At 46.5% G+C, this 22,697-nt stretch carries 11 protein-coding genes; 6 read left to right on the top strand and 5 right to left on the bottom strand.

The genetic code is table 11. The features are described from left to right. The first annotated feature begins 1 nt into the window (after window position 1). The 3 genes from AC3CB2_RS20325 (at window position 2) to AC3CB2_RS20315 (ending at window position 6,251) form a co-directional block, all read left to right on the top strand. Window positions 2–370 (top strand): hypothetical protein, encoded by a 369-nt coding sequence (locus tag AC3CB2_RS20325; RefSeq protein WP_352935186.1) that lies wholly within the window; start codon window positions 2–4, stop codon window positions 368–370. A 1,240-nt stretch (window positions 371–1,610) separates the two neighbouring features. Continuing rightward, window positions 1,611–2,537 carry a LysR family transcriptional regulator gene (locus AC3CB2_RS20320; RefSeq protein WP_352935188.1) on the top strand — a complete coding sequence of 309 codons (927 nt, stop codon included), beginning with the start codon at window positions 1,611–1,613 and terminating at the stop codon, window positions 2,535–2,537. A gap of 171 nt (window positions 2,538–2,708) precedes the next feature. Then, entirely contained in the window at window positions 2,709–6,251 is a 3,543-nt protein-coding gene (locus AC3CB2_RS20315) for an HYR domain-containing protein (RefSeq protein WP_352935190.1), read from the top strand. 450 nt (window positions 6,252–6,701) lie between these two features. Here AC3CB2_RS20315 and AC3CB2_RS20310 read toward each other — a convergent pair whose 3' ends face one another. Together AC3CB2_RS20310 and AC3CB2_RS20305 are read right to left on the bottom strand one after the other, a co-directional pair. Continuing rightward, a complete protein-coding gene (locus AC3CB2_RS20310) occupies window positions 6,702–7,373 on the bottom strand; it encodes a response regulator (protein ID WP_352935192.1) in 672 nt (223 codons plus the stop codon). Beyond that, on the bottom strand, window positions 7,363–8,835 hold the full coding sequence (locus AC3CB2_RS20305) for an ATP-binding protein (RefSeq protein WP_352935194.1): 1,473 nt from the start codon (window positions 8,833–8,835) through the stop codon (window positions 7,363–7,365). Before AC3CB2_RS20305 ends, AC3CB2_RS20310 begins: the two co-directional genes overlap by 11 nt. A 283-nt stretch (window positions 8,836–9,118) precedes the next feature. Between AC3CB2_RS20305 and AC3CB2_RS20300 the strand changes: the two genes are divergently transcribed. The 3 genes from AC3CB2_RS20300 (at window position 9,119) to AC3CB2_RS20290 (ending at window position 17,158) form a co-directional block, all read left to right on the top strand. Next, window positions 9,119–12,334, top strand: a complete 3,216-nt coding sequence (locus AC3CB2_RS20300) for an autotransporter outer membrane beta-barrel domain-containing protein (protein ID WP_352935196.1) — start codon at window positions 9,119–9,121, stop codon at window positions 12,332–12,334. Window positions 12,335–12,982: 648 nt separating this feature from the next. Continuing rightward, window positions 12,983–14,098: an efflux RND transporter periplasmic adaptor subunit gene (locus AC3CB2_RS20295; RefSeq protein ID WP_352935198.1), complete on the top strand. Its 1,116-nt coding sequence runs from the start codon at window positions 12,983–12,985 to the stop codon at window positions 14,096–14,098. Window positions 14,099–14,107: 9 nt separating this feature from the next. Further along, window positions 14,108–17,158 carry an efflux RND transporter permease subunit gene (locus tag AC3CB2_RS20290; RefSeq protein ID WP_352935199.1) on the top strand — a complete coding sequence of 1,017 codons (3,051 nt, stop codon included), beginning with the start codon at window positions 14,108–14,110 and terminating at the stop codon, window positions 17,156–17,158. Between the two features lie 18 nt (window positions 17,159–17,176). Here the strand turns inward: AC3CB2_RS20290 and AC3CB2_RS20285 are convergent, their stop codons facing one another. The 3 genes from AC3CB2_RS20285 to tssM form a co-directional block, all read right to left on the bottom strand. Further along, the gene (locus AC3CB2_RS20285; protein WP_352935201.1) at window positions 17,177–17,728 is read right to left on the bottom strand and encodes a TetR/AcrR family transcriptional regulator; all 552 of its coding nucleotides are present in this window, start codon (window positions 17,726–17,728) and stop codon (window positions 17,177–17,179) included. Window positions 17,729–17,835: 107 nt separating this feature from the next. After that, window positions 17,836–19,203 carry a TssA family type VI secretion system protein gene (locus AC3CB2_RS20280; protein ID WP_352935203.1) on the bottom strand — a complete coding sequence of 456 codons (1,368 nt, stop codon included), beginning with the start codon at window positions 19,201–19,203 and terminating at the stop codon, window positions 17,836–17,838. A gap of 62 nt (window positions 19,204–19,265) precedes the next feature. Further along, window positions 19,266–22,667: a type VI secretion system membrane subunit TssM gene (gene tssM, locus AC3CB2_RS20275; RefSeq protein ID WP_352935205.1), complete on the bottom strand. Its 3,402-nt coding sequence runs from the start codon at window positions 22,665–22,667 to the stop codon at window positions 19,266–19,268. Window positions 22,668–22,697 lie beyond the last annotated feature (30 nt).

Raw genomic sequence — 22,697 nt, 5'->3', positions numbered from 1 at the left:
AATGGGTTATCTTCACGAATACTTTGAATGGTATGGTCAGGTATTTACCAGTTCAATTTACAAGAGTAAGAAAAAGATACCCAAAGAAGTTGCCGAGTTCGATCCTTTCACGGAAGCAAGCTTGGATGAGTGCCTTCGACTCCATGACCTACATCCCAATGTTCACCTAGAAGACCTAGACAAGTTTAGAATGGCGCTCTCGAAGGCATACTTGATTGCAATGAAAAACAAAACAGTAAACGCACTTGAATATCTTGAGAGTGTCGAAGAAGATTTTGAACACATATTGGATGATGAAGCTACAAATGATCGAGGTAATAAGTTTAGATTGAAGAGAGCAATCAGGCAAATTCAGAGAAGAATTGTTTAGCAGCTGATTTTCAATGAATAAAGATAAAACGAAGAGGATTTTTTGTTCCCAAAAGAGCTACAGGAAAACTATTGAGGTGAGGCTGCCTCAATCCATGATGGAACTACTCGGATGCCCGCTTCTGGCCCAAATTTCTAGTCATTTCTTGCATGTAGCAGCTGACCATTTGCGGACATTCGGGCACCCTAGCGGTATCCATGTTAGGTTTTGCTCTCAACCTTTAATCGTCCGCATTTAGCGGAGTGATGAAAGCAACAAGTGTCACTGTTAGATGAGCTTGAGCCTTTCCACAGATACAGACGAATGTAACTCGCACCTCAAATAGTGGTTGCAAATTCACTCATTCAGAAGACGGAACTGCTGAACCAGCCAATCAATCAACACAGACATCTGCTCTGAGCGTTCTTCATGGATACCTGATGGCAAAATAGTTCCGTACTCTGTACCATCGGGCCCAAAACCGTTAGGTGCGATAAGTCTTTCGTGAGAAATATCATCACACGACAAAATCTTTGGGGACAGAGCGACCCCTAGCCTGCAAGCTGCGGCTTCTACCATCAGGAAATGATGATCAAATAAACGGGTTTCTTTGGCTTAGGAGCATCAGAGTTCGCCCCTAGCCACTCCTGCCATTCATTTGGCGGATATACGCAGCCAAAGTAATATAAGTACCGCTTTCATAACTAGGTAGTTTTTCAAGGTGCACAACTGGTCCATTCTTCTCATCAGCCAGAGGAACAATCTGCCAGTTTGGAGATACAGGAAAATCTAATCCCCTGATTGCTAGCGATATGCCCTCACGCTCAAAATTAAGCGATCCGTCCCCCCACAGAAAGATGCACTGGGATATCTGGGTGTTTATCTTGAAAATTGCTGAGCCGCGGAATGAGCCAACACACAACTTTAACCATCGGTCGTTTTGATTAAATTTTTACTGTCGTTTAATTCGATCTATTTAGTACAATAAAGCAAGTAACCAATCCGCGAAATTGATTCCGATAGCTATGTAGTACTTGTGTGTATAGCTGATTTGTAAAAAGATATTTACGTAAAAAAATGATATATTTAAAGTTTTCATGTATCATGATGTGCAGGTGCAATAATTTGGATCGATACAATACTCGTTAGCAAGTTCTGGTTTGCTTTGACAACTTTGATATCACGTTGACTACCATTGTGTCGGGTAAATTATCTGTTCGACGATATTGATTATCTAAGTACTTTATTTTATTTACACCATATGCATAGTATTACTTTATTAAGATTAGAAATATTTCGCTCCGTTTACGAATCCGCGAGCATAACTGAAGCTGCTAATCGCCTCGGAGTATCTCAACCAACAGTCAGTCGTCAGCTCAAAGATTTTGAAGCAGCCAGCGGTTGTAAGTTTTTTCAGTATATTGGTGGACGCATGCAGCCGACCATGGCAGGCAGGAAACTATATGAAGAAAGCCGCCAAGTACAAGAAGGCATCTCCCGGGTCCAGGTATTATTAGACTCCATTAAATCTGGTACGAGCCAACCTATTGGTATCCGAAGTGTTTCTACTCTATGTGAATACATACTCCCCTCAGTAGTTGAAAAGCGGCTAAGGCGTGACCCACAAGAGCGTTTTGATATCGGTGTTGCTGGTGTTGCCGAGCAGATAAAGTCTTTACGTACATTTCTAATACAAGTCGGCTTTTTCTTCGGAGATGTAATTTGTGATGATTTAGAGAGAACGCTCATTGGGCACGGCTACTATGCCTTAAAAGCCAGAAAAGACCATCCACTTGCTTCATTTAAGCGAGTTTGCTGGGAGGATGTTGTATCTCTTGGTGACAATACACTAGCGCTACCATCCAATGGGCCAGTCTGTCAGCCATTATTTGACGCAGAACCAAGATTGAAATCGATAGGAGAGAAACGACTACTACTTCGCAATGTCAATCTAGCGGAACCATTCGCATCAAAAATGGGAGTTGCACGTTTAATAGATAGTTTTTCAGCTGGTTCTGAGACGAGCAATGATCACACTGTTTTGCCTGTTTATCCGATTGTTAAGTTTCCTGTCTGGGCTATTTTTGACCCTCGTGAAAGAGGAAATCAGCAAATACAATCCTTCATAGAAGAGGTGCGCCTAGCTGTAATGCATGAAACCAACCAGTTTGAATGTCAGTATCTATAACTATTTTGAATACACCTCTAAAAAATATTCGGTTTTTCAATCCGCTACAGAAACATAAGTTGGCTGCATCAGTACATATACTCAATACAATTTGAGTTAAGGGCAGTCAATCTTCTAAAGCTCAACTTCAAGCTTGGAATAGGCCCTTTCAGACTAAAGGTGCTCTAGAAAGTGTTTTGGAAGAAAACGTTGCCTAAATTTTGGGTGGCATTGGGTATTATTTGTAATTTTTCTGCTCCAGCCTTACCGTTCTCTATTATGGATAACGTTATTGACGACAAACCAGTCGGTAAATGTACCTCAACAAGAGTAATTCTTCCATCATTCCCAGAAGGTGGATATTATCGCTCTGCTTATGTGAAAATTGAGGGCGATGACGCGAATGGTCATAGTCAACTCAGGTATGCTGGCGGAAGCCGATTTAATAATAACACGCTTCACTCAGGCAACTCTATTACAAAAGATTATCTAGCTCACTGTCTTGGAGTGTCTGAGAGTAACATTATTGCGCTCAGCCAAAATGGAGCGGATGGCACCTTCATTGATGATCAATATATTGGCTATTCGTATACAATTGGTACTGACGAAAATGGAGTGAGTGCAGGTGTATACACTCACGACTATACGGCTAATAAATATAATGTAATAAATGCAAGTGTAAATGCGGATGTGCCTGCAGGCGTGCAACGGGAAATTGCATTTACTTTTCATGCTTCTGGAGGGCATTGGGATAAGGTTTATTGGATCGCTTATGTTGATCAGCAAAGCGACTGCCCCGGAAATAGAAGTAGCATTTCCCCATTTAGTTCGAAGTATGTACCAATTAATGATGAAAGTAAAAATGGAAAATACATTTGTGCTGAAGCGACAGATACATTTACGAGCGACTACGTTGTTAGTTCAAATAAAGTACTGGTAGACGCTAATGCTCCAACGCTGGCTGTAAACGATGTCGTACGTTCGACAGCGCCAGGACTCGCAGTTGCTTCTATAGATTTAAGCACTCTCGCCAGTGCTAATGATACTGTTGATGCCAGCCCACGCATAGACTTCAAAATTGATGGTAATTCTGTTTCTGGCACTCAAAACTTCCCAGTAGGAACAACCAGTATTTCTGCAAGAGCCATTGATCATGTGAATCGTAAATCTGCGTCTAAAACCTTCACAATTACAGTAGAGGATAATGAAGATCCTGTTTTGAGACTCCCATCGAATATTACTAGTAATACTGATAGTGGTCAGGCAACGGCAATAATTGACATTACGACGCTAGGGGCTACGGCTACTGATAACGCCGACCCCAATGTATCAATTAGCTATCATTTTGGCCCAACGCTAATTGGCGGGCCTTTTGCTTTTCCTGTAGGGCGAAACACGGTGAACGTTCAAGCAGAAGACGCAAGTGGCAATACTGCACATGGGAGCTTCATTTTAGAAGTGTTGGATGTTGAACAACCAACTATTTTGAAGCCCTCAAATATCTTGAGTGACACTGATGCTGGTAAATCAACAGCAGAAGTCAATGTTACAAACCATGCTGTGGTGACAGATAATGTACCGAGCGGAATTATAGTCACTTACAAATTGGGTTCCACAATTTTGACTGGGAACTATAATTTTCAGTTAGGTACAACAACCATTAATGTTGAGGCTAAGGACGCAGCAAACAACAGTGCAATTGCACAAACGTTTGATGTGATTATCAGCGATAATGAAATGCCTCAAATCACACCCCCACCTATGCAGGTATATGACGCTGTTCCACCCGCACAAACCGCAAGCTTAGATGTAACCACACTAGGCACAATAGTATCTGATAATGTAGGTATCGCAACAATTGTCTACCGGGTAGGCAATATTCAACTTACAGGGCCTTACCAATTTCCAATTGGCGATACTATCGTAACTATTGATGCAGTGGATCTCAACGGTAACACTGCCGCGCAAGCACAATTTACGGTACGAGTTCGCGATATAGACCCGCCGATAATTGCTCCCGTCGGAGATTTGTTCTTGCAAGTGGCCACAGGTAATAATTATGTCATCCATGATGTTACAAGTCTTGGCTCAGTAACGGACAACCACAGCAGCAATCTCTCAATCATCTATCGTGTTAACGGCAATATTATAAACGGACCATATACATTCTTACTTGGCTCAACCACTGTCACGATGGATGCAACAGACGGCTCCAATAACAACGCCCTGCAACAAAGCTTTACCGTAACCGTTCAAGACTCTGTTCCTCCAGATATGCCGGAAGTTCCTAATGTCTCATTTTCAACTGATGATGCAATCATTTTGGAGGGAAAGGCTGAACGGAATGCGCAGATTGTTGTCAGGTTTGCAGATGGTAAGCTCGTCAAAACCGTTGCAGATGATAGTGGATCCTATCTTGTCCAATCCGCCAACAATCAACAGAACGGCCAAATCACCATCCAAGCGATTGATGCAGGTGACAATAGATCGGCAATCAGAACTCTTGATGTAATCGTTCGTGGAGAGCCGATTACCGTCAGCTTCTCAGATGTACCAGAAGTCATTTCTGGAGGTGCAAGCTTCATCTTGCAAGTCACTTTCTCTGAAACAGTCTCAGGGTTTGAAGCTTCCGACTTTCTCTCCACCAATGCCCGTTTTTCTATCATTGGAAGCAATGCAGATGCGACTATTTACAGCGTCAGTGTTGAAACTTCAGGCACTGGCACTGTCGCCTTTTATCTGCCGGCTGGTGTTGTAAGCGGAACCCAGCGCAACACCAATCTTTCTTCTAAGCCTGTAAGCCTTTTGGACAGAACTCAAAGCGAAACCGTCAAAGTTGTCACTAGGCATGTATTTGATCGAGCCAATCAGCTACTCAAGCATCAACCTCAGATTTCTCCATTCCTAAGAAACAAAACTGCCGCTGCTAGTGCTAAGGCAACTTTTGATGGAGCCAAAGGTAGTGTCTCGGTTAATAATCTTTACAACATGCCAATCTGGATGCAAATGAGTGGCAGCCTAACGTCGAGTGATAACAGTAAGTCACTGTATTTATTCAATGCAACGGGCGCACATGGTTACATCCACCCAAACATCTTGTTGGGTGGCATGCTTGAACTGGATTACATACAACGTGAAGATGGGGCGGCGCGTTCGCAAGGAGTGGGGTGGCTTATTGGACCTTACTTTGCGGCACAGTTTGCTGATCAACCGCTATACTTAGATGGCAAGATTCTTTATGGCAAAACAAGGAACGAAATCCTACCTTTCAACACTTACTCTGATTGGTTTGATACAACACGGTTTCTCGCGCAAGTGCAGTTGAGCGGGGCTTGGTCTCAGAAAAACTCAACGTGGGAACCATTTTTGGATGCCTCCTATTTCTCTGAATTTGCTCAAGACTATACGGATAGTCTAGGGAATGATGTATACGGCCAAAACATTGAACTCGTTCAAGTGAAAACTGGCTTGAATTATGAGCATAGTCTTTCGGTGCAAACTGGCGAGTTTGTCATTCGTGGAGGACTTTCCGGTATCTGGAGTGCTACAAACAGCTCTCTGGGAGCAACGAGTGTAGTGCCTTCATATGAGGGCTGGCGAGGCTCTACTAAACTTGGATTATCTTATAAAACGGACCGCGATACACAAATCAACTTTGATGCCCAATATGATGGATTGAGTACAAAGGGATATAAGAGTTTGAGCCTAGGTTTGAGTATCAATCAGAAGTTTTGATGCTCACTTCCAATACAATGCCTTTAGGAAGGGGAGAAGCTTTTGTCCCTCTTTTCTTATGTTTCCGAATTACAAGATCTTCAAATGAATCGACTATCATATTGAACGATAAAACTGTCCTAAGCTCGATAGATTGTAGTGAAGGGCTGACCATTGATCCGATCTCACAACTGATCATGATTTATCTCAGTAGTGACCGTTTCCGGTCATTCGTGCACCCTTGCGGTATCCTTAGTCAGAATTTGCTCTCAACCTTTGGTGGCTTTCCTCTAGAAGACTGATGAAAGCACTAGGTGTCACATTTTGAAAGAGCATGAAGTCTCGAGGGCAAAGTTGCCACTTTCTGCACTGTCAAAGGAGAGTGCCTTTAACGGTCATTCGAACGTAAGCTTCCAATGCAGGCAGATAGTCATTCTCAGGAGTTAAAACACGGGCTGGGCATCGTGAGCCTTAGAACACATAGCCAACGCCATAGACTGAGCGAATGAGGTCGCCGTCAGCTCCGGCTTTCCTGAGTTTTGCGCGAACATTTTTAATATGGCTGTCAATGGTGCGGTCAAATATCTCAATGTCATCCGGGAACACGATTTCAATTAACTGAGCTCTCGAGAAGACGCGACCAGGATGGCGGAACAGCGTGTTTAAGAGCTGGAACTCTCTGCGGGTCAAATCGACTAGTTGGCCATTAAAATGAGTTGTCCAACCTTCTTCATTCATTCGCAATCCGTGATCTTGATGTTGCAACTCATGAACTTGAATGCGTCTTAATATTGCCTTTGCCCGTGCAACCAATTCACGGGGAGACCAAGGTTTGCAAACATAATCATCCGCACCCAGTTCAAGGCCAAACAACTTGTCCAACTCTTCAACACGGGCGCTTTCCAGAATAATTGGTACATTGCTCTGCGCGCGAAGTTCACGGCATACTGCCAAACCATCTTTGCCAGGTAACATTATATCAAGGATAACCAGATCCGGGTTTGCCTTCTGCACTTCTCTGACTGCATTTATTCCGCTGTGCAGCGTCGTCACTCGTGCTCCTTCATTCGTGAAGTAGTCTTCGAGAACAGAGGCAAGCGCAGGTTCATCCTCCACAATGAAGATGTGGCGATCATAAAGCATGTTTTGCAGTCCCATTCACAAGCGGCAATGTAACGGTGATGCGAAGCCCACCTAGATCTGAGCCATCACAGGTTATTTCACCCCCGTGGCCATCAATAATAGCTTTGCAGATAGAAAGACCAAGTCCCGCACCTCCTGAAGCACGAGAGCGACTACCTTCAACACGATAGAATCTGTCAAAAAGATGCTGCATTGCATCTGCTGAAGGAGCGGGGTTGCTATCTTCTACAATGAGCACGGCTTTTTCATCTGATCGGGAGAGTGATACATTCACCATACCGGGAGCATTTGTGTATCGCCGGGAGTTTTCTAGCAAATTCCCGAAAAGTTGATGCAGTCTTTTGGGGTCAGCGTCAATAATCAAATCTGTTTCAAGTTGGGTCGTCAGGTTCAACTCGGCATCTTCAAGGTAAGAGCGTGAGGCATTAATCGCTTCCGCAGTAAGTGTGGTCAGGTTCTGATGTTTCAGTAAGCGAACCAGCTTGCCTTCCCGAGCATAGGAGAGCATGCTTAACGCTTCAGTCAGATCTGAGATACGCATCACAGCTGAATGAAGTGTCGAGAAGGCACCAGTACTTGCCTTGCGAACACCGTCCTGAAGAGCTTCTATTTCAGCTCTTAAAATTGCCAGTGGTGTCTTAAGTTCATGAGAAGTATCGGAGATCCACTGGCGCTCCGCTTTTTCTTTTTTTTCGAGGCTTTCGCCAAGTACATTAAAGTCCTCAATAAGCTGGCCTAGTTCATCATTGCGAGACGTGCTCAATCGAATACTATAGTCTCCGTCAGCGAGTGACTGAGTGCTTTCAGCAAGCTTTTTGATTGGTGATGAAAGTTGCTTTGCAAGAATTGAAGCGACACCAGCTGATATGAGCAAAGCGAAAAGAGATGCATAAGTCAGGCTTTCAATTTGACCAGTTAGATAAATCCGGTCTGCAACTTCATTTCGTTTGATTGGTGGACGTATTCCAAGGTATCCAACCACTTTTCCTTTTTTGGGGCCTTTCTGAGCAACAATCGATTCAAACTGAGCTCCGTCACGAGGATCATCGCCACCGGCAATTAGTTCTCGATCTGAGTTTAGCAAAAATAGTCTGGGACCAACTTTGAGTGGATCTCTCGAGGGAGGCTCAAAGGTACCACCTCCAGCTAGAGGCCTCTCAGGCGGACGAGGGGGCAGTCCTTCTTTTATCCTGTGAGCTAGGATGACGCCTTTTGTATAATGCACCCAAGATCCCCCAGTGGGGCTAATTTCTGGCCAACCGCCATACTCAGCGTCATAGTCCTCCCCTAATGCCTCAACAAGCGGAGTGGTCGTTTCAAGCTCTGCATTCAACAAGTAGTGAGTAAATCCTGATCGCATTGACCACGTGACCATCACCACCATTATGAGAATAACAAGCAAAGCTGTCGCAGAAATTGCAACAAAAAGCTTCCCTCTCATCGAGAGACGATTCCAAGTCATTCTTCCAACTTTTGCCTGTTCGACGTGTTTTCTATTTGTTGGTCGACCGCACCCCTGAGCGCCCACCTCTGCGGTCGGTGTTTCAATAACTTATCTCACAATCTATTGAATTGAGGAAGGAGTATGAAGATTGCCCTCACCATGCATGCTGTATGAGTTTCTCTCCATATTCGCTGCACATTCCGAACCTACCCAATATCGCTAATTGTACTTAACCCATTACAAGGGGCGTCCGGTAACGAAAACTCCATTTCGCACAGGACGTATTTGGGCGAGCAGACCTATGAAATCGAAACATTATCTCTTAAGTGGTAGCGCTTCAGTTATTGCGCTGCTTATTGGAACTGGAGTGGCTAATGCGGATCTGACGATTACAACAGATCAGTCCTCTAGCGTTGTTTTTGATGACGATGACAGTATTCTGATAATCGAAGAAGGTGTTACTGTTGAAGACGATGATGAAACAATATCTGTTTCAGGTAAGAATGCTCAGATCATTAACAAAGGAATCTTACTTAGTGAAGAAGCTACACTATACATTGATGGTGGCGGAGACATCCAAGTAAATAACCTGGGAAATATTTCTGCACACGCAATTAATAATGATGAACTCAGAGCAGTACACGTCGATGAAACTGCAGACTCAGTCTTCATCTCCAACAGTGGTTCCATCAGCGTTTTTAATGAAATGGACTACGACGCCTGGGGAATACATATTGAGAATGCTAGTGGCCCGGTAACTATTGAAAATACCGGTGAGATATCCGTAGAGACGGCAGATGATTACTACACCCTGGGCATACACATTGAAAATGAAGGCGGTAATGACATAGGGGCTATTACCGTTTCCAACTCCGGCCGGATTTCTTCCATATCACTCGAAGACGACTCCTTTGGGGTCCATATTGAAAACGGTGAGTTTGGTGACGCTGTTAACAGCCTTGCTCTGATCAGTCTTACTAATGATGCTTCTGGCGAAGTTATCGTTAGCGGCGAAGAGGATGTGTTTTCCTTGCATCTGGAGAATTACTCTCAAACCGATATTCAAGGAATTAAAGTCGAGAATGCTGGCCTTCTTGAAGCAAATAGTCAGCCGGATACAAGTGGAGGAATTGTCTCTAAAGCATATGCAGAGGGTGTGATAGGATTTTCAAGTCTTTCTAATTCCGGAGAAATTTCCGCTTCGTCCTCAAACAAAGCCTATGGCATTTTTTCCGACATCTATGGAGAGTCAGGCACCGGAAAAATTTCGGCCTCAAACACAGGTTGTATAACAGCAACATCCTCCAGTGAAGATGCCCTTGGGATCAATCTCACAAGTGAAGTTTTTGGCAATGTAGATGGGTACTACATTGAAAATACTGGAAAAATCAGGGCGTCAGCAGGTGTAGATGCTTCTGGATTAAAACTGTACAATGAGGTCGATGGCGAAATCGGAGAAGTTGCTATCCTCAACTCCGGAGACTTGCTGATAAACGCAGTAGAAGATGCACAAGGCCTTAGTTCATTCCACCAGACAAACTCCGAACTGGGAAATGTTACCGTCAATAACTCGGGTACTGTTGAAGTTGAAGGCGGAGAGGATGCTCTTGGTCTCAACATGCTGAACTCTGCTGAAGGCGGGATTGGTGATGTTACTCTGACAAACTCCGGTTTCATTGATGGTCATGGGATTGAGGAAGCCTATGGCATTAATTTAATCAACTATACTGAAGGGAATATTGGTGAAATTCAGGTTTTGAACTCAGGTCGGATTTCAACCAGATCTTCCAATGACGCTCAGGGCGTCCAGATAGAAAACGAAACAGAAGGCGACAGTTCTGGCTTTTTGATTGCAAATAGTGGTGAGATTACAGCCCTTGCAAGTGATGATGCTAGAGGGATCATCATCGAAAACAGTGTTCAGGGGGCAAATAAGTTGCTTCAAATCATCAATTCAGGAGCAATTCTAGCGTCTTCTTCTGATGATACCGCTGGAGGAATTGATGTCACCAATGATAATTCTGGTGGAAGTGAAGGCGTTTTGATCACTAATACTGGTTCAATCCTAAGCGAAGCCGATGTTCAGGCCCGGGCTATTAATGTTCGTCATTATGATGAAACTGGTAGCATCTCAATTGTCAATGCAGGAACACTTGAGTCGAACGCCGGAGTTGGTGCTGGAGCAGGTATTGTTGCGATCAGCGATGCGCAGGAAGATGATATCTTTATCTCAAATAGCGGCACAGTGCATGCAACGGGAGAAGATTTCTCTACCGGCATTTATGCTTCACATGTTCAAGATCAGGATCAATCTATAACCTTGGTAAACTCTGGAAGAATTACCGGCGAGGCAGCATTGGAGCTGATCAGCAATGAAGTCAACCTACAGCTCGAAAATGGTTCGGTAATCGACGGCACGTTTTTTGTGAACGCCAATGAAATGGCCGTAAACATTGAGAACGGGCTGAATCTAGCACTTACCTATGAGACCCGTTCAGGAGTTTCTGATCCGGATGTGACCGTCAGCTCTGAAATGCCTGTCGTTCATGATGCGGTGCAGAACAAAATCTATTCTGCTGATCTGACCAGTCTGGCCTTACCGGGATATTATCTGCAAACATTGAGCAATGCTGCTCAAGGAACGGCTGAGCAGGGTATCAACTCAACATCTTCGTCTGAAGAAGATAGTACTCCCTTACTCTGGGGCAAAGCCTTCGGGGGCTATGAAACGCAATCCGCAAATGGTGAGAGTCCCGAAATCACACAGGCCTATGGCGGTTTGCTTTCAGGAGCATTCAGGCAAACGGGAGAACATACATTCGGGATCTTTGCTGGTGGTGTTTACAATACCCTCGAAAATCAACACAAGACACTGAAGCTTGATAGTCAGACAGCTGTTGTTGGTGTGCAAGCCAGAATAAACAAAGAGCGTTTCTGGGTCGATGCAACCATGATTGGTGGATACGCATGGTTCGATTCAGAACGCCAAGTCGCAAACAACACTGTTGCCGGTGGATTGGAAACAGCCAAAGCAGACTATTCCGGCTACTTGCTGGCCCCGTCTCTGGCATTGGGATTAAGGGTATCTGAGAGAGTTTCGCTAAGTACCCGCGGCCAATATGCCGGGCTCTTTGTTGGCGAGATTGATGAAACCGGCAGCGAAGCAAATCTGACTACTGAAGATTACAGTGCACAGGTAGCAAGTATCCGAGCGCAGATGGATGTTCAGGCCTACTCATCTGAAAATGAAAATGGCACATTCGAAAGTGCTCTGCGGTTTGGTGCTGATGCTTTCTTCGACTTGGGTACAAACTCTGAAAGTGTGCAGCTTGGAGGGCTACCTATCAACCTTCCTGATCTAGACCGTGATGCAATTACGGCTGGTTTTGCAGGGGTATCACTCAACTATGCTTCCAAAGATGGACTCTGGAGTGTGGGTGGAGATATTGAAGGACGCTTTGGTTCAGACACCTACGCCGACCTGCGCGGATCGCTGGGATTTAAACTACGTTTTTGATGCGCAATCAGTTGATGAACAGCAGAACGGAGCCCATGAGCGTTCTGCTGTTCAAAATTTAGATACGTTTCTTAGCGACTAAGTCACACAACATGGAAGCCAGACGAAACTGAACTGCATCAAATGAAATATCTGTAGAGAATCATCAAGAGTGCATCGGACTTATGCGAACATCTATAACGGTCATGGTTCAGGTATTGGAATACGAAGCGGTGGAGCATAAGCAGATATTTTGATAGCTCAGTCGCTGACGGAAGAAGCTGCAATTGTTAATTGGACTCCCTTGTTACTCAAATAGCACCACCGAAATCCAACTAGCAAAAATATCTTGCAATAAATACAAATGTATTTATAAAGATCTGTGTTAGCTAGCTCACTTCAGCTCCGGAGCGTCTCCAATCGCGAGGGACTAACAGCAGCTTTCTTGGATGACGGTAAATCCGCAAACCTGATCCAAAAGTACAGCGCCACCTCCTTCCCCAACGTAGGAGGTGGCGTAATTCTTGAGACCTGAGTGAGCTATATGTCATCAGGCGCGCAATTCATCGGTAGCTTTACAAGACAACAAAGCACCAATTTGCGCCGAAATAATAAATACATATGTATTTTATTTCGCTCAGTCCCTTGGCAATGTTAAGAGAGAGAAAGATGACAGTTGCACGCTGGTTTTTCGCTTTACTGGCTATCACCGGTCTCGTCGGTGGGCTTGGCTACATCAAGTTTACCCAAATCACTGAGGCTATTGCTCAAGCTGAGCTAATTCCGGAGCATTCTGAGGCAACAGAGGCGGTTCATCCGCAGAGTACTTTGTATGCACCTCAAACGCAGGTCATAGGTGAAGTTGTTGCGCCCAAGCAAGTTGAGCTACGCACCGAAATCTCTGGCCGAGTTGTAAAGCTAGGATTCAAACCTGGAGATTGGGTTGAGAAATATCAACTCCTCGTGCAGATGGATGTTTCGGAAGAAACAGCAGAGTTAGCTGCTGCAGAAGCAGATGTAGCACTTGCCACGATCAAGTTTGAAAGAGCTCAGAAGCTTCGTTCTACTGGAAGTGGGAGCCAAAGCGCGCTTGATAATGCACGTGCCTTGCTGGATACGTCAAAAGCCAAAGTAGGTCAGATCAAAAGTCGCATTCAGAAGAAGACCATCAAAGCGCCTTTTGCAGGAGAGACAAACACAACTGTCTTATCTGTCGGGGAGTTCTTAGGTGTCAATGAGCTGATAACTCAAGTGGTAGGCGATACTGACGACATCTGGATAGACTTCAAATTGCCTCAACACCAAATGGAACTAGCCATCGGTGATGAAGTTACGGCGATTGGAGCAGACGCTAAGCCGGTCACTGCTACTGTTATTCATCGTGATGCTGCAATATCTACAAGTACCAGAACGCGTGTTCATCGAGCCACTGTTTCTGCATCTGATCTGCAATTGATCCATGGTGCCTTTGTGGAGGTTCTCGTTCCAACAGCTCCTGCAAAGAACTATAGCACACTTCCCAGTTCATCCATTCAGTCTGATAGCTACGGTCAGTTTGTCTATGCGCTTGCGCAGGATGAACAGTCTGCTTATCGGGCGACACGCCAAGATGTTGCCGATCTTCATTATTTGGGTGAAACCGTTTTGGTTGGCCAAGGGGTTTCTCAGGGTGATCTTATCGCGACTGACGGTGGGTTTAAGTTGTCCCCCGGCATGCTTGTTGAGCTGATTACACCACAGACACAACAGCAAATTTCTTCTGTAATCTCTGCTGGCAAACACTAGGAGGGACCTATGGATATCTTTGTTAAAAAGCCCGTCCTAGCGATCGTAATTTCACTTCTGTTTGTCTTGTTGGGATTGGTATCAGCAGCGCGCCTGCCTGTTGTGCAGTTTCCAGTTATAGAAAGCTCTGCCATCGAAATCACAACTCGCTACACAGGTCTGGCCGCAAATGTCGTTCAGGGGTTTGTAACTGAGCCAGTAGAACGAGCAGCCATGAGCGTGCCGGGTGTGGACTATGTGGATTCCAAGACGGTTGCTGGTCAAAGCACAGTGACAGCGTGGCTGAAGATCAATGAGGATCGTACAGCTGCGTTGTCTGAGTTGACTGCTAACCTGAACAAAATCCGGTCTGACTTGCCGGTTGTCGCTGAAGAGCCTGTTATCTCACTCTTGCGAGCTGATCGGCCTTATGCCTCCTTCTATCTTGATGTCTCCTCAGATTACTGGAAACGCTTCGAGATTACAGACTATCTGACACGTAACGTCGTACCAGTGCTGTCTTCGATCGAGGGTGTTCAGCGCGCGAGAGTTGAAGGTGGGCGTGAGCCTGCACTCAGAATCTGGGTCGATCAGGTTCGATTAGCTGGTTACAATCTTTCCTCACAGGACCTGGTCAACGCTCTTGCCTCAAACAATGTCGTTGCGGCGATCGGTGATGTCAAAGGCGAAGAGCAGCAGTTCAACATTATAAGCAACTCAAACCTGAAACTTGCTCAGGACTTTGAGGAGTTGGCAATCAAGGATCTTAGTGGGTACACCCTGAAGCTCAAAGATATTGCCCGTGTTGAGCTCGGTGAGCGGCCTGGTATTGTCGAAACACGCTCAAACTTTGATGAACGTGTATTCCTCTCCGTCTGGCCTCTGCCAGGTGCAAATGAGATTGCCATTGGGGATACGCTCTATGAAAAGCTGGAGGAACTCAACGCCGGGTTTCCTGATGGCTTGCATGTCGGCATCGCATTCGACTCTACACTCGCAATGAGGGATTCCCTCTTTGAAATTGTGAAAACACTTGGTGAAACGGTCTTACTCGTCGGTCTCATCGTACTCATCCTGATGGGCTCCTTCAGAGCTTCACTTGTCCCTCTGACAGCAATTCCTGTCTCCTTGCTCGGGAGTGTTGCTGTGATGTACGCCCTTGGCTTCACGCTTAACATTTTGACGATCCTGGCAATCGTCCTTTCCGTCGGTCTCGTGGTGGATGATGCGATTGTCGTGGTTGAGAATGTTGCGCGGCATCGGCAGCAAGGCTTGTCTAAGCTTCAGGCCGCGCTAAAAAGCTCAAAAGAGCTGTTTTCACCGATCATTGCAATGACGCTGACGCTGGCGAGTGTCTTCTTGCCGATTGGCTTTGTAACTGGTTTGTCAGGAAGCCTGTTCCGGGAGTTTGCTTTTACGCTGGCCGCCGCTGTGCTCATCTCTGGTATTTTTGCTGTTACGCTTTCTCCAATCATGAGCGCCTATGTGGCCAGCCCACGTGGTAAGGAGACACGGTTCGCAGCCTTCATAGGTCGCTTGTTTGCTCGTGCTAGCAACTCCTATGGCAACTTGCTCATCCGGTTGCTGAACTGGCGCGCACAAATACTAACCTTCAGTTTTGTCTTTGCACTTCTCATGATCCCGTTTTTCATGTTCTCAGCCAAGGAGCTTGCGCCAATTGAAGATCAGGGGAACATCAACTTTATCGTACAGGCTCCTCCCGGAAGCACTCTGTCTGAAGTTTCCGAGAACCTGATACCGGCAATCGAAGCTGGAAAGCGCGTAGAAGGTGCAGGCGAAATCTGGCAGGTTCTGACAGCCAATGGTGGTTTTGGTGGCATAGAGCTCAGTGACTTCTTTGAGAGAGAGCAGAGCGTGCAAGAAATACTGCCAGGACTGTTCAATGAGCTCTCTCAGGTTTCAGGTCTGAAAGTGCTGCCTTTGCTGTTGCCTCCGCTGCCAACTGCTGGTCAGTTTGATGTTGAGCTGGTGATCAAAGGGCCTGACAGTTACGAAAACATGCTGAACTATGGCTACCAACTTGTTGGAGAAGCCTATCAAAGTGGCATGTTTATGTATGCTGACACTGATCTGAAAATTGATCGACCGCTTGTTAAGCTGAAACTCAATCACACAAGAATAGCTGATCTGGGCCTAACCTCGAAGAATGTCAGTGATCAGTTGTCTTTCATGCTGTCGGATCAATATCTTAACCGTTTTGATGCTGACGGTAAGGCTTATGTTGTTGTGCCAATGGTTGAGAAGGATGCCCGTTTGGCACCTGATCAGATCATGAACCTGCAGATCAAAGGGCCTGAGAGCACTTACATTCCTTTGTCTTCCATTGCTTCTTTGGAGGTTGCTGCAGCACCAAGGACACTTGGAAAGTTCAACCAGCAACGTTCTTTTAGGATACTCGGATCAGTGGTTCCGGGAACCACCAAAGCGCAAGCACTGGAGTTTATGGAGCAGAAAGCCAAGCAAATTCTCCCGGCTGGATACTCTTTGGATTACGCTGGCATATCCCGGCAGATTAAACAGGAAGGCAACAGTCTGATGTTTGTCCTTCTGGCTTCCATCGCGGTTGTTTATCTGGCCTTGAGCGTGCAGTTCAACAGCTTCAGAACTCCGCTCATCGTTGTTGTCGGCTCTGTGCCATTGGCTTTGTCAGCAGCTCTTGTGTTCACCTTCTTGGGGTTCACCTCCGTGAACATTTACTCACAAATTGGAGTGATCACACTTGTTGGACTAGTTGCCAAAAATGCAATTTTGATTGTTGAGTTCGCAAATGTTTTGGTCGAGCAGGGAAAGGATCTGACAACAGCGATCATTGAATCTGCAAAGACCAGACTGCGCCCTGTTATCATGACAACAGCAGCGACAGTTTTAGGTCACTTTCCTCTGGTGCTCGTTACGGGACCGGGTGCAGAAGCTCGCAACAGTATCGGCATAATTCTGGTGGCAGGTATGGTCATCGGTACAATGTTTACACTGATAACGCTGCCTTACATTTACTTGCTGTTCGCACCCAAACACTCAGCTTTGGCTGGTGTTGAACGAAACGAGCAGGTCGCTGTGTAAGGCTATCTGATGAAACTCTTAGGATGGGGTGTCGTTTTTGAACACTCCATCCAGATCATCCCAGACTTCGTCCCAATCATCTTCAGAAAGCGGTGTCAGTTGCATCGAGTGAATGACAATCATCGCTTCGCTTACAAGCAGGCGGAGACGTTCAAGGCGCTTCTGCTTGTCTTCAGAAGGTATCAAACTCAGCTTGTCCGCCATCCATTCATGAGAGGCTTCACGGTGCGCTTGTGTTTGCATGGTCAAAATCATCATGGCTGACATCTGCTGAGGTTGTTGCTTATGCTGCAACCGGGAGGCTGCAAGAAAAACATCCAGATCGCTGATATCACTGCGCGCGCGAGAACGTACTTCTTGCCTATAGCGCTCAAGGTCTTCATCCCACCGGTCAAACAATGCATCAATCAGCTGAGCCCGGGTGCCAAAGTTGGACTGTATCCCACCACGAGAAACCCCAGCTTCTGCTGCTACTGTGCCAATAGAAAGCGCGTGAGCCCCCTGGTTCTGAATAACCCTCTCAGCAGCATTCAGAAGTTCATTCCTATCAAGCTTTTGATACCGCGACATTCCAATCTCAACACACAGAATAGACCCTAAAAATACCCCTCCTATATGCACTAGTTTCCGGCCCGAAGCAAAACTGAAAGACGATGAATATCTTAAAGATCATACTCTCACCGCCGACTCTTGCGCGTGAGAACAGCTGCTCTTTTGAAGAACTCTGGATCCCAGTCGGTGATTGAGGTTTCTTCTACGGCGGATTGGAGGCGGAGGGTTTGGTCGGAGACGAGGGCGGAGAAGCCGGAGAGGGCGAGGTCTTCCAGCATTGCCAGTTCCATGAAGGCTTTTTGGCGGGGGGAGCGTTGGGATTTGTACTCGCCGTTCCATTTGGTTGCGAGTTTGGGATTGCTGACGAAGTCGGTCAGGCCTTTTTGCTCCTGCGGTGTGCTTAGTAGTTCGGGCGTATCGCTGTTCAGGGGCTTTGAGTTGAGCCATTCGGCTGTTTCTCCTTCGATGAAGGGCGTTCCATCATCAAAGCACAGCTCACGCAACTCTGGGACACGACTAACAAAATTCTGAGTGCTTTCAGTTATCGCGTTTGCGACCTGGTTGTGATCGGCTTTGAGTGCCAATTGTGCGGCGAGATACTGGCCTTCAATCCAAAAGGGCATGGAGAAAAGTGTCGTTTCCAGTTGGTGGATGATCGAAACATCTGGAGTGCCTTGCTTTAAGGCATCCCTATATTTGTCGCAGGTATCGATAGATATTGCCGGGATAATGGTCCGTGGTTCCGAGGTGATTTGCGGAGCACCTGTTATCTCTTGCCAACACGCGTGGCGGCGGAGTTGGTAGATGAAGGGCAGGGACGGGTCTTGCTTAAAGATGAGTGTACAGATCTCAGCTGTGAGGCGCTTAAAGGAACGAGCATCCATTGCTGTCGATGAGCCGATGCTTCCAGAACTTGTTGAATCTGTAGAGGTGCTGGAGCTGGTGGCTTTGCGTGCTTGCTCGTTCTCTTGCTGTTTTTTCTCCAGCTCTATGCGTTCTTGAAGAACTCGAAAATCTTTTACCAATCCATGGTCAAGCAAGAGCTCGTTTTTGATCAGCCGGGCAATACTTTCCTCAAGTTTATCAGCTTCTGATCCGGGTTTGCCGGGCAATGTATCCAGACTGAAAAGACCGCAAATGCGCCTGAGGATGAGCTCAAACCTACGATCTTCTTTGGGATGAAGCTCTGTCTTGGGTGTGGTTAAACATGCGTCGAGCGCTCTGATGCAACTGGCAAGTGCGCCACGTGTTTTCCGCGTCATTCTTGCCAGCAGGAGTGCTTCGAAAACGGCCAGACTCTTTTGCGTGTTTTGCAAAAGCTTGAGGGCTTCTCGCTCCACCAGGCTCCAATCGATCGAGCCATGGGAGAGTGTACCGCGCTTCATTAACTCGTCACTGACGGCATCGAAATCCGGGTGATCTTCAATATCATCTTCAAACCCTTCCGATATGGGCGAAAGGACGGCCTTTGCCAGATCATCATAGGATGTCACGAAGATGGAAGACGCAGCCGGAGCTGCCTCTTCAGAATTTGTATCTGTTGTGGTCATAGGCATCACATCTTTGCTGGCAGGATAAGGCCGGAGAGTGGCTGCTTGCGTGCCAGTGAACTGGCTCCTTTATGAAGCAAGGAGTATGTTGCTTTCTGCCCATTGAAGCTGAATTCGATCAGCGCGCCATTACTATCAAAGCCTTTTGTTGTGGCAAAATCCAGCAGTCGGAAGCCAGACCATGGCCCCTTAAAGGTGGTGGTGTGTGGCCGGCCTCGACCCGCAGGGAAGACTGATAGGCTGCTCTCAGCTTCATTTGTGAGAACATTCGGCCAGATCACCCGGATCGGGCGACGTGGGCCGTGGGAATAAGAGATGATCTGCCCTTCAATGTTCATCACGGCACGGCGGAGTTTTGCGGAAAGAGAGACTGGCTGAATGTTGTATTCCACACCGATCAGGCCTTCTGAGTTAAAGTAGCTTCTGCGCAGATCCAGAATGATCTTGAGATTATCCTGAAACTCCTTCGCGATGGCGAGATGGCGGCCATCAATGGTTTTGGGTTCCCCTGTTGCCTCATCAACAAACACGATCAAGTTCTTTTTGTAGAACGTTTCGATCTTGCCACCAGGGCCGAAGAAGCTTTCAAACTCTTCAAGAGGGATCTCTTGCTCTGCCTGCTTGTTGAAAGGATAGAGCTGCGCATAGTTGAGGTTATAATCTGCGTAGATTTCCTCGTTCCAGCTGCGTTGCAGTTCTTTCTTGGCTTCTTGCAGCAAGACCTTCCAGCTTTGATCAGCCAGTTTTGCGAAGAAGCGATTGAGTGGGCTTGGAAGATCAACGCCGATGCGTTTGAGTGTGTAGATTGGGTCTTCGCCTTGAAGATCAATTCTGGCTTTGGCGCGCGCCAATGCAACTTCGCCAGATCGTTCTCCAGCTTGGCGGATGTCTTTCAGATACTCATAGAGAGTATTAAGGGCCGCATCGAGGTCTTCTAGGTATGCCTTTTCACCCTCTTCAGCTTCCACCAATCCATTGAGATTAGAAAAAGCGCGGCGAACGCGGAGACCTTGTTCTCTATAGATGTCAAAGGGCAAATCAGAATTGACGGCTTGCTCGGCATTGAGCTCGATGAGTTTACTCTCGTAGATTTCTGTTTCACTCTTAACCCGATTGATGAGCCGATTAAGAGGTCTGTCTGGTCCAGTTAGTGTTTCCAGAATATCTACGGCGTGATCCAGATTTCTGAAGTCCGTAATTTCCAAACGGTTTAGAGCGTCATTCCAGTTGGAGATGTAGTTCGTTGCATAGCGGGATGCGATTTTGCGACGGAACTCTTTTAGGTCAGCCTGGGAATATTCCACGGTGTCCCGCTCGTCGGCCACCCAGGCATCTTCTACGGCGACGACGGAAAGGCCATCATTCATTTTGACGAAGTAGTCGAGATAAGCATCCTTTGTGAAAAACTGCTTTACCCCAATTGGTTGGTCGTCATGAGCGGTGTTGCCGGTTCCGCTGAAAACGATGTTGTATGCCGGCCCGATGTCGTTTCTGAAGTTCACGGGTGAAGCTAACTGTCTGTCACTGACTTGCTCGATATTACGGTAGAGACGCAGATCTCGCGGTACTTCTCTCAGATCTCTTTGAGAGGTCTCAACCAGATCTTTGTCCAGCTTCGCTTCTAGCCCGGCAGTTTCGATAGCAAAGACAAGGTGATCGCGCAGCGCTTTTTGTAGTTTGAGGTCGCCTTCAAACTGCTCCTGCCATTTCTGTTCCATCCAGGATTTAACGAGGAGCTCATTTCGCCGGGAAGCATCGCCCAGCATTAGGTAGACGCGCAACGCTTCCAGCCGTTCATTACTGTCTTTGCTGGTTTCGTCATTCCCAAGAGCTGCGATCTCGTTTCGGACATATGCTGCAACCTCTGGCAGGAAGTAGCGGGCCAACATATCGACGTAGGCTTTTTCAACTTCCGGGCCGATCTTATAGCCCTGATAAAGTGAGAGTTGGGATACAAGCCAGTTTCTGTCGCGATAATTTCCAAAGATGTCGCTTGCAGATGTGAGTGCACCAAGAGGGCGAATGTAGTTTTGTCCAGAGGCGTTCAGGTTCTTGTCAGGGCCTTGCTGAAACAATTCTTCGAAGCTCTCGGTTATATCGACGACCGCATCAGCTCGTGCTCGATTGTTTTCATAGCCGATCCAGTAGGTGCTGAAAAAGCCAACATAAAGAAGAGAAGCGGCAAGGCCTGATCCAACGAGAGCAAAGCGTTTGGCACGTTCGATCTTGATGTTGTCACCCGCCAGGCCAGCTTCTTTGAACACGACCTGATCAAAGAGCGAAGCAGAGAAGTACTGTTTGGATGGGCCGCTATGAATGGGTAGGATTGGGGCTGCGATTTCATATTTCTGCGAAGTTGCCAGTAAAACCGGATTTGTGGGAATGGCCTCCTGACGTGCAGAGGAAAAGAAGACACCGCGGATATGAGGAGCAGTTGAAAACTTATCCTGATGGAGGGCTTTCCCCAGAAAAGAGCTCAGTATGTTGCTCAGGCCGGCCATTTCGCGCGTGAACAAGTATAGCTGGCGCCTTTGATGCGCTGACCGCATTTCAGAAAGTCGGTCGACAACGGTGTTGTTGAGGTCATCAAGAAACTTGGCAAAGGCTGAATTGAACTCGTCCAACCACTTATCTTGATCACGGCCATCGTGAAGATCAAATGTAAAGCCGAACGGTTTTGCTCTTTCGGCAGCAGCCAGACATCCAATAAACTCATGGAAGCCATCAATCAGATCAAACTTTGTGAGGACCACGTGTACGGTGTAGCGAGTGCCGAGCACTTCTGTCATTTCGCTCAGGCGAGCGTGAACAAGGGCAGCTTTCGTTGTTCGTTCTTGCGAGCTGAGTGAAAGCAGTTCGGAGAGATCCAGACACAATACGACGCCATTGATCGGTCTGCGTGGCCGGTTATCCCGCAAAAGCTTTAGGAAACGGCGCCATAAACCGGAGTAATGCGTTTCTTTAGAGTCTGGTTGCTGGCCGTTTACATGTTCAACGAACTGGCCTGCGACATCAAAGAGAACAGCGTCATCAGTTACCCAGCAATCGACGTCTTTGGTTGGTTGAACATGTTTTGCATCTTCCTGAGAGAATAGGTGGGCGAGAGGGAACTTTAAGTTCGATTCAACGATCAGGGATGTCTTGCCTGAACTGGGAGAGCCCAACACGACGAACCAAGGAAGTGCGTAGAGGTTCTTTCCTTTCTTCCGTTCACCTTTGCCTGCCCAGTTTCTGCTGATTGTTTGGAGTGCCTGTGTGAAGCCGCGTTCAAACTCGTTCAGGTAGGATAGATCAGGTGTCTTTGGCTTTTCTTTTTTGTCTTTATTTTTACTTAAATCAATCTTTTTCTTCTTTATGCTTACATAAACTAAGTTACTCACGCCCCAAATGACAGAAAATATGGCCATTGCTACTGTTGCATAGATTAATTTTCTTTC

The organism is Pseudovibrio sp. SCP20, from assembly GCF_057774105.1.
The sequence above is the reverse complement of the archived record's forward strand: the minus strand, read 5'-3'. Positions and strand labels throughout refer to the sequence as shown.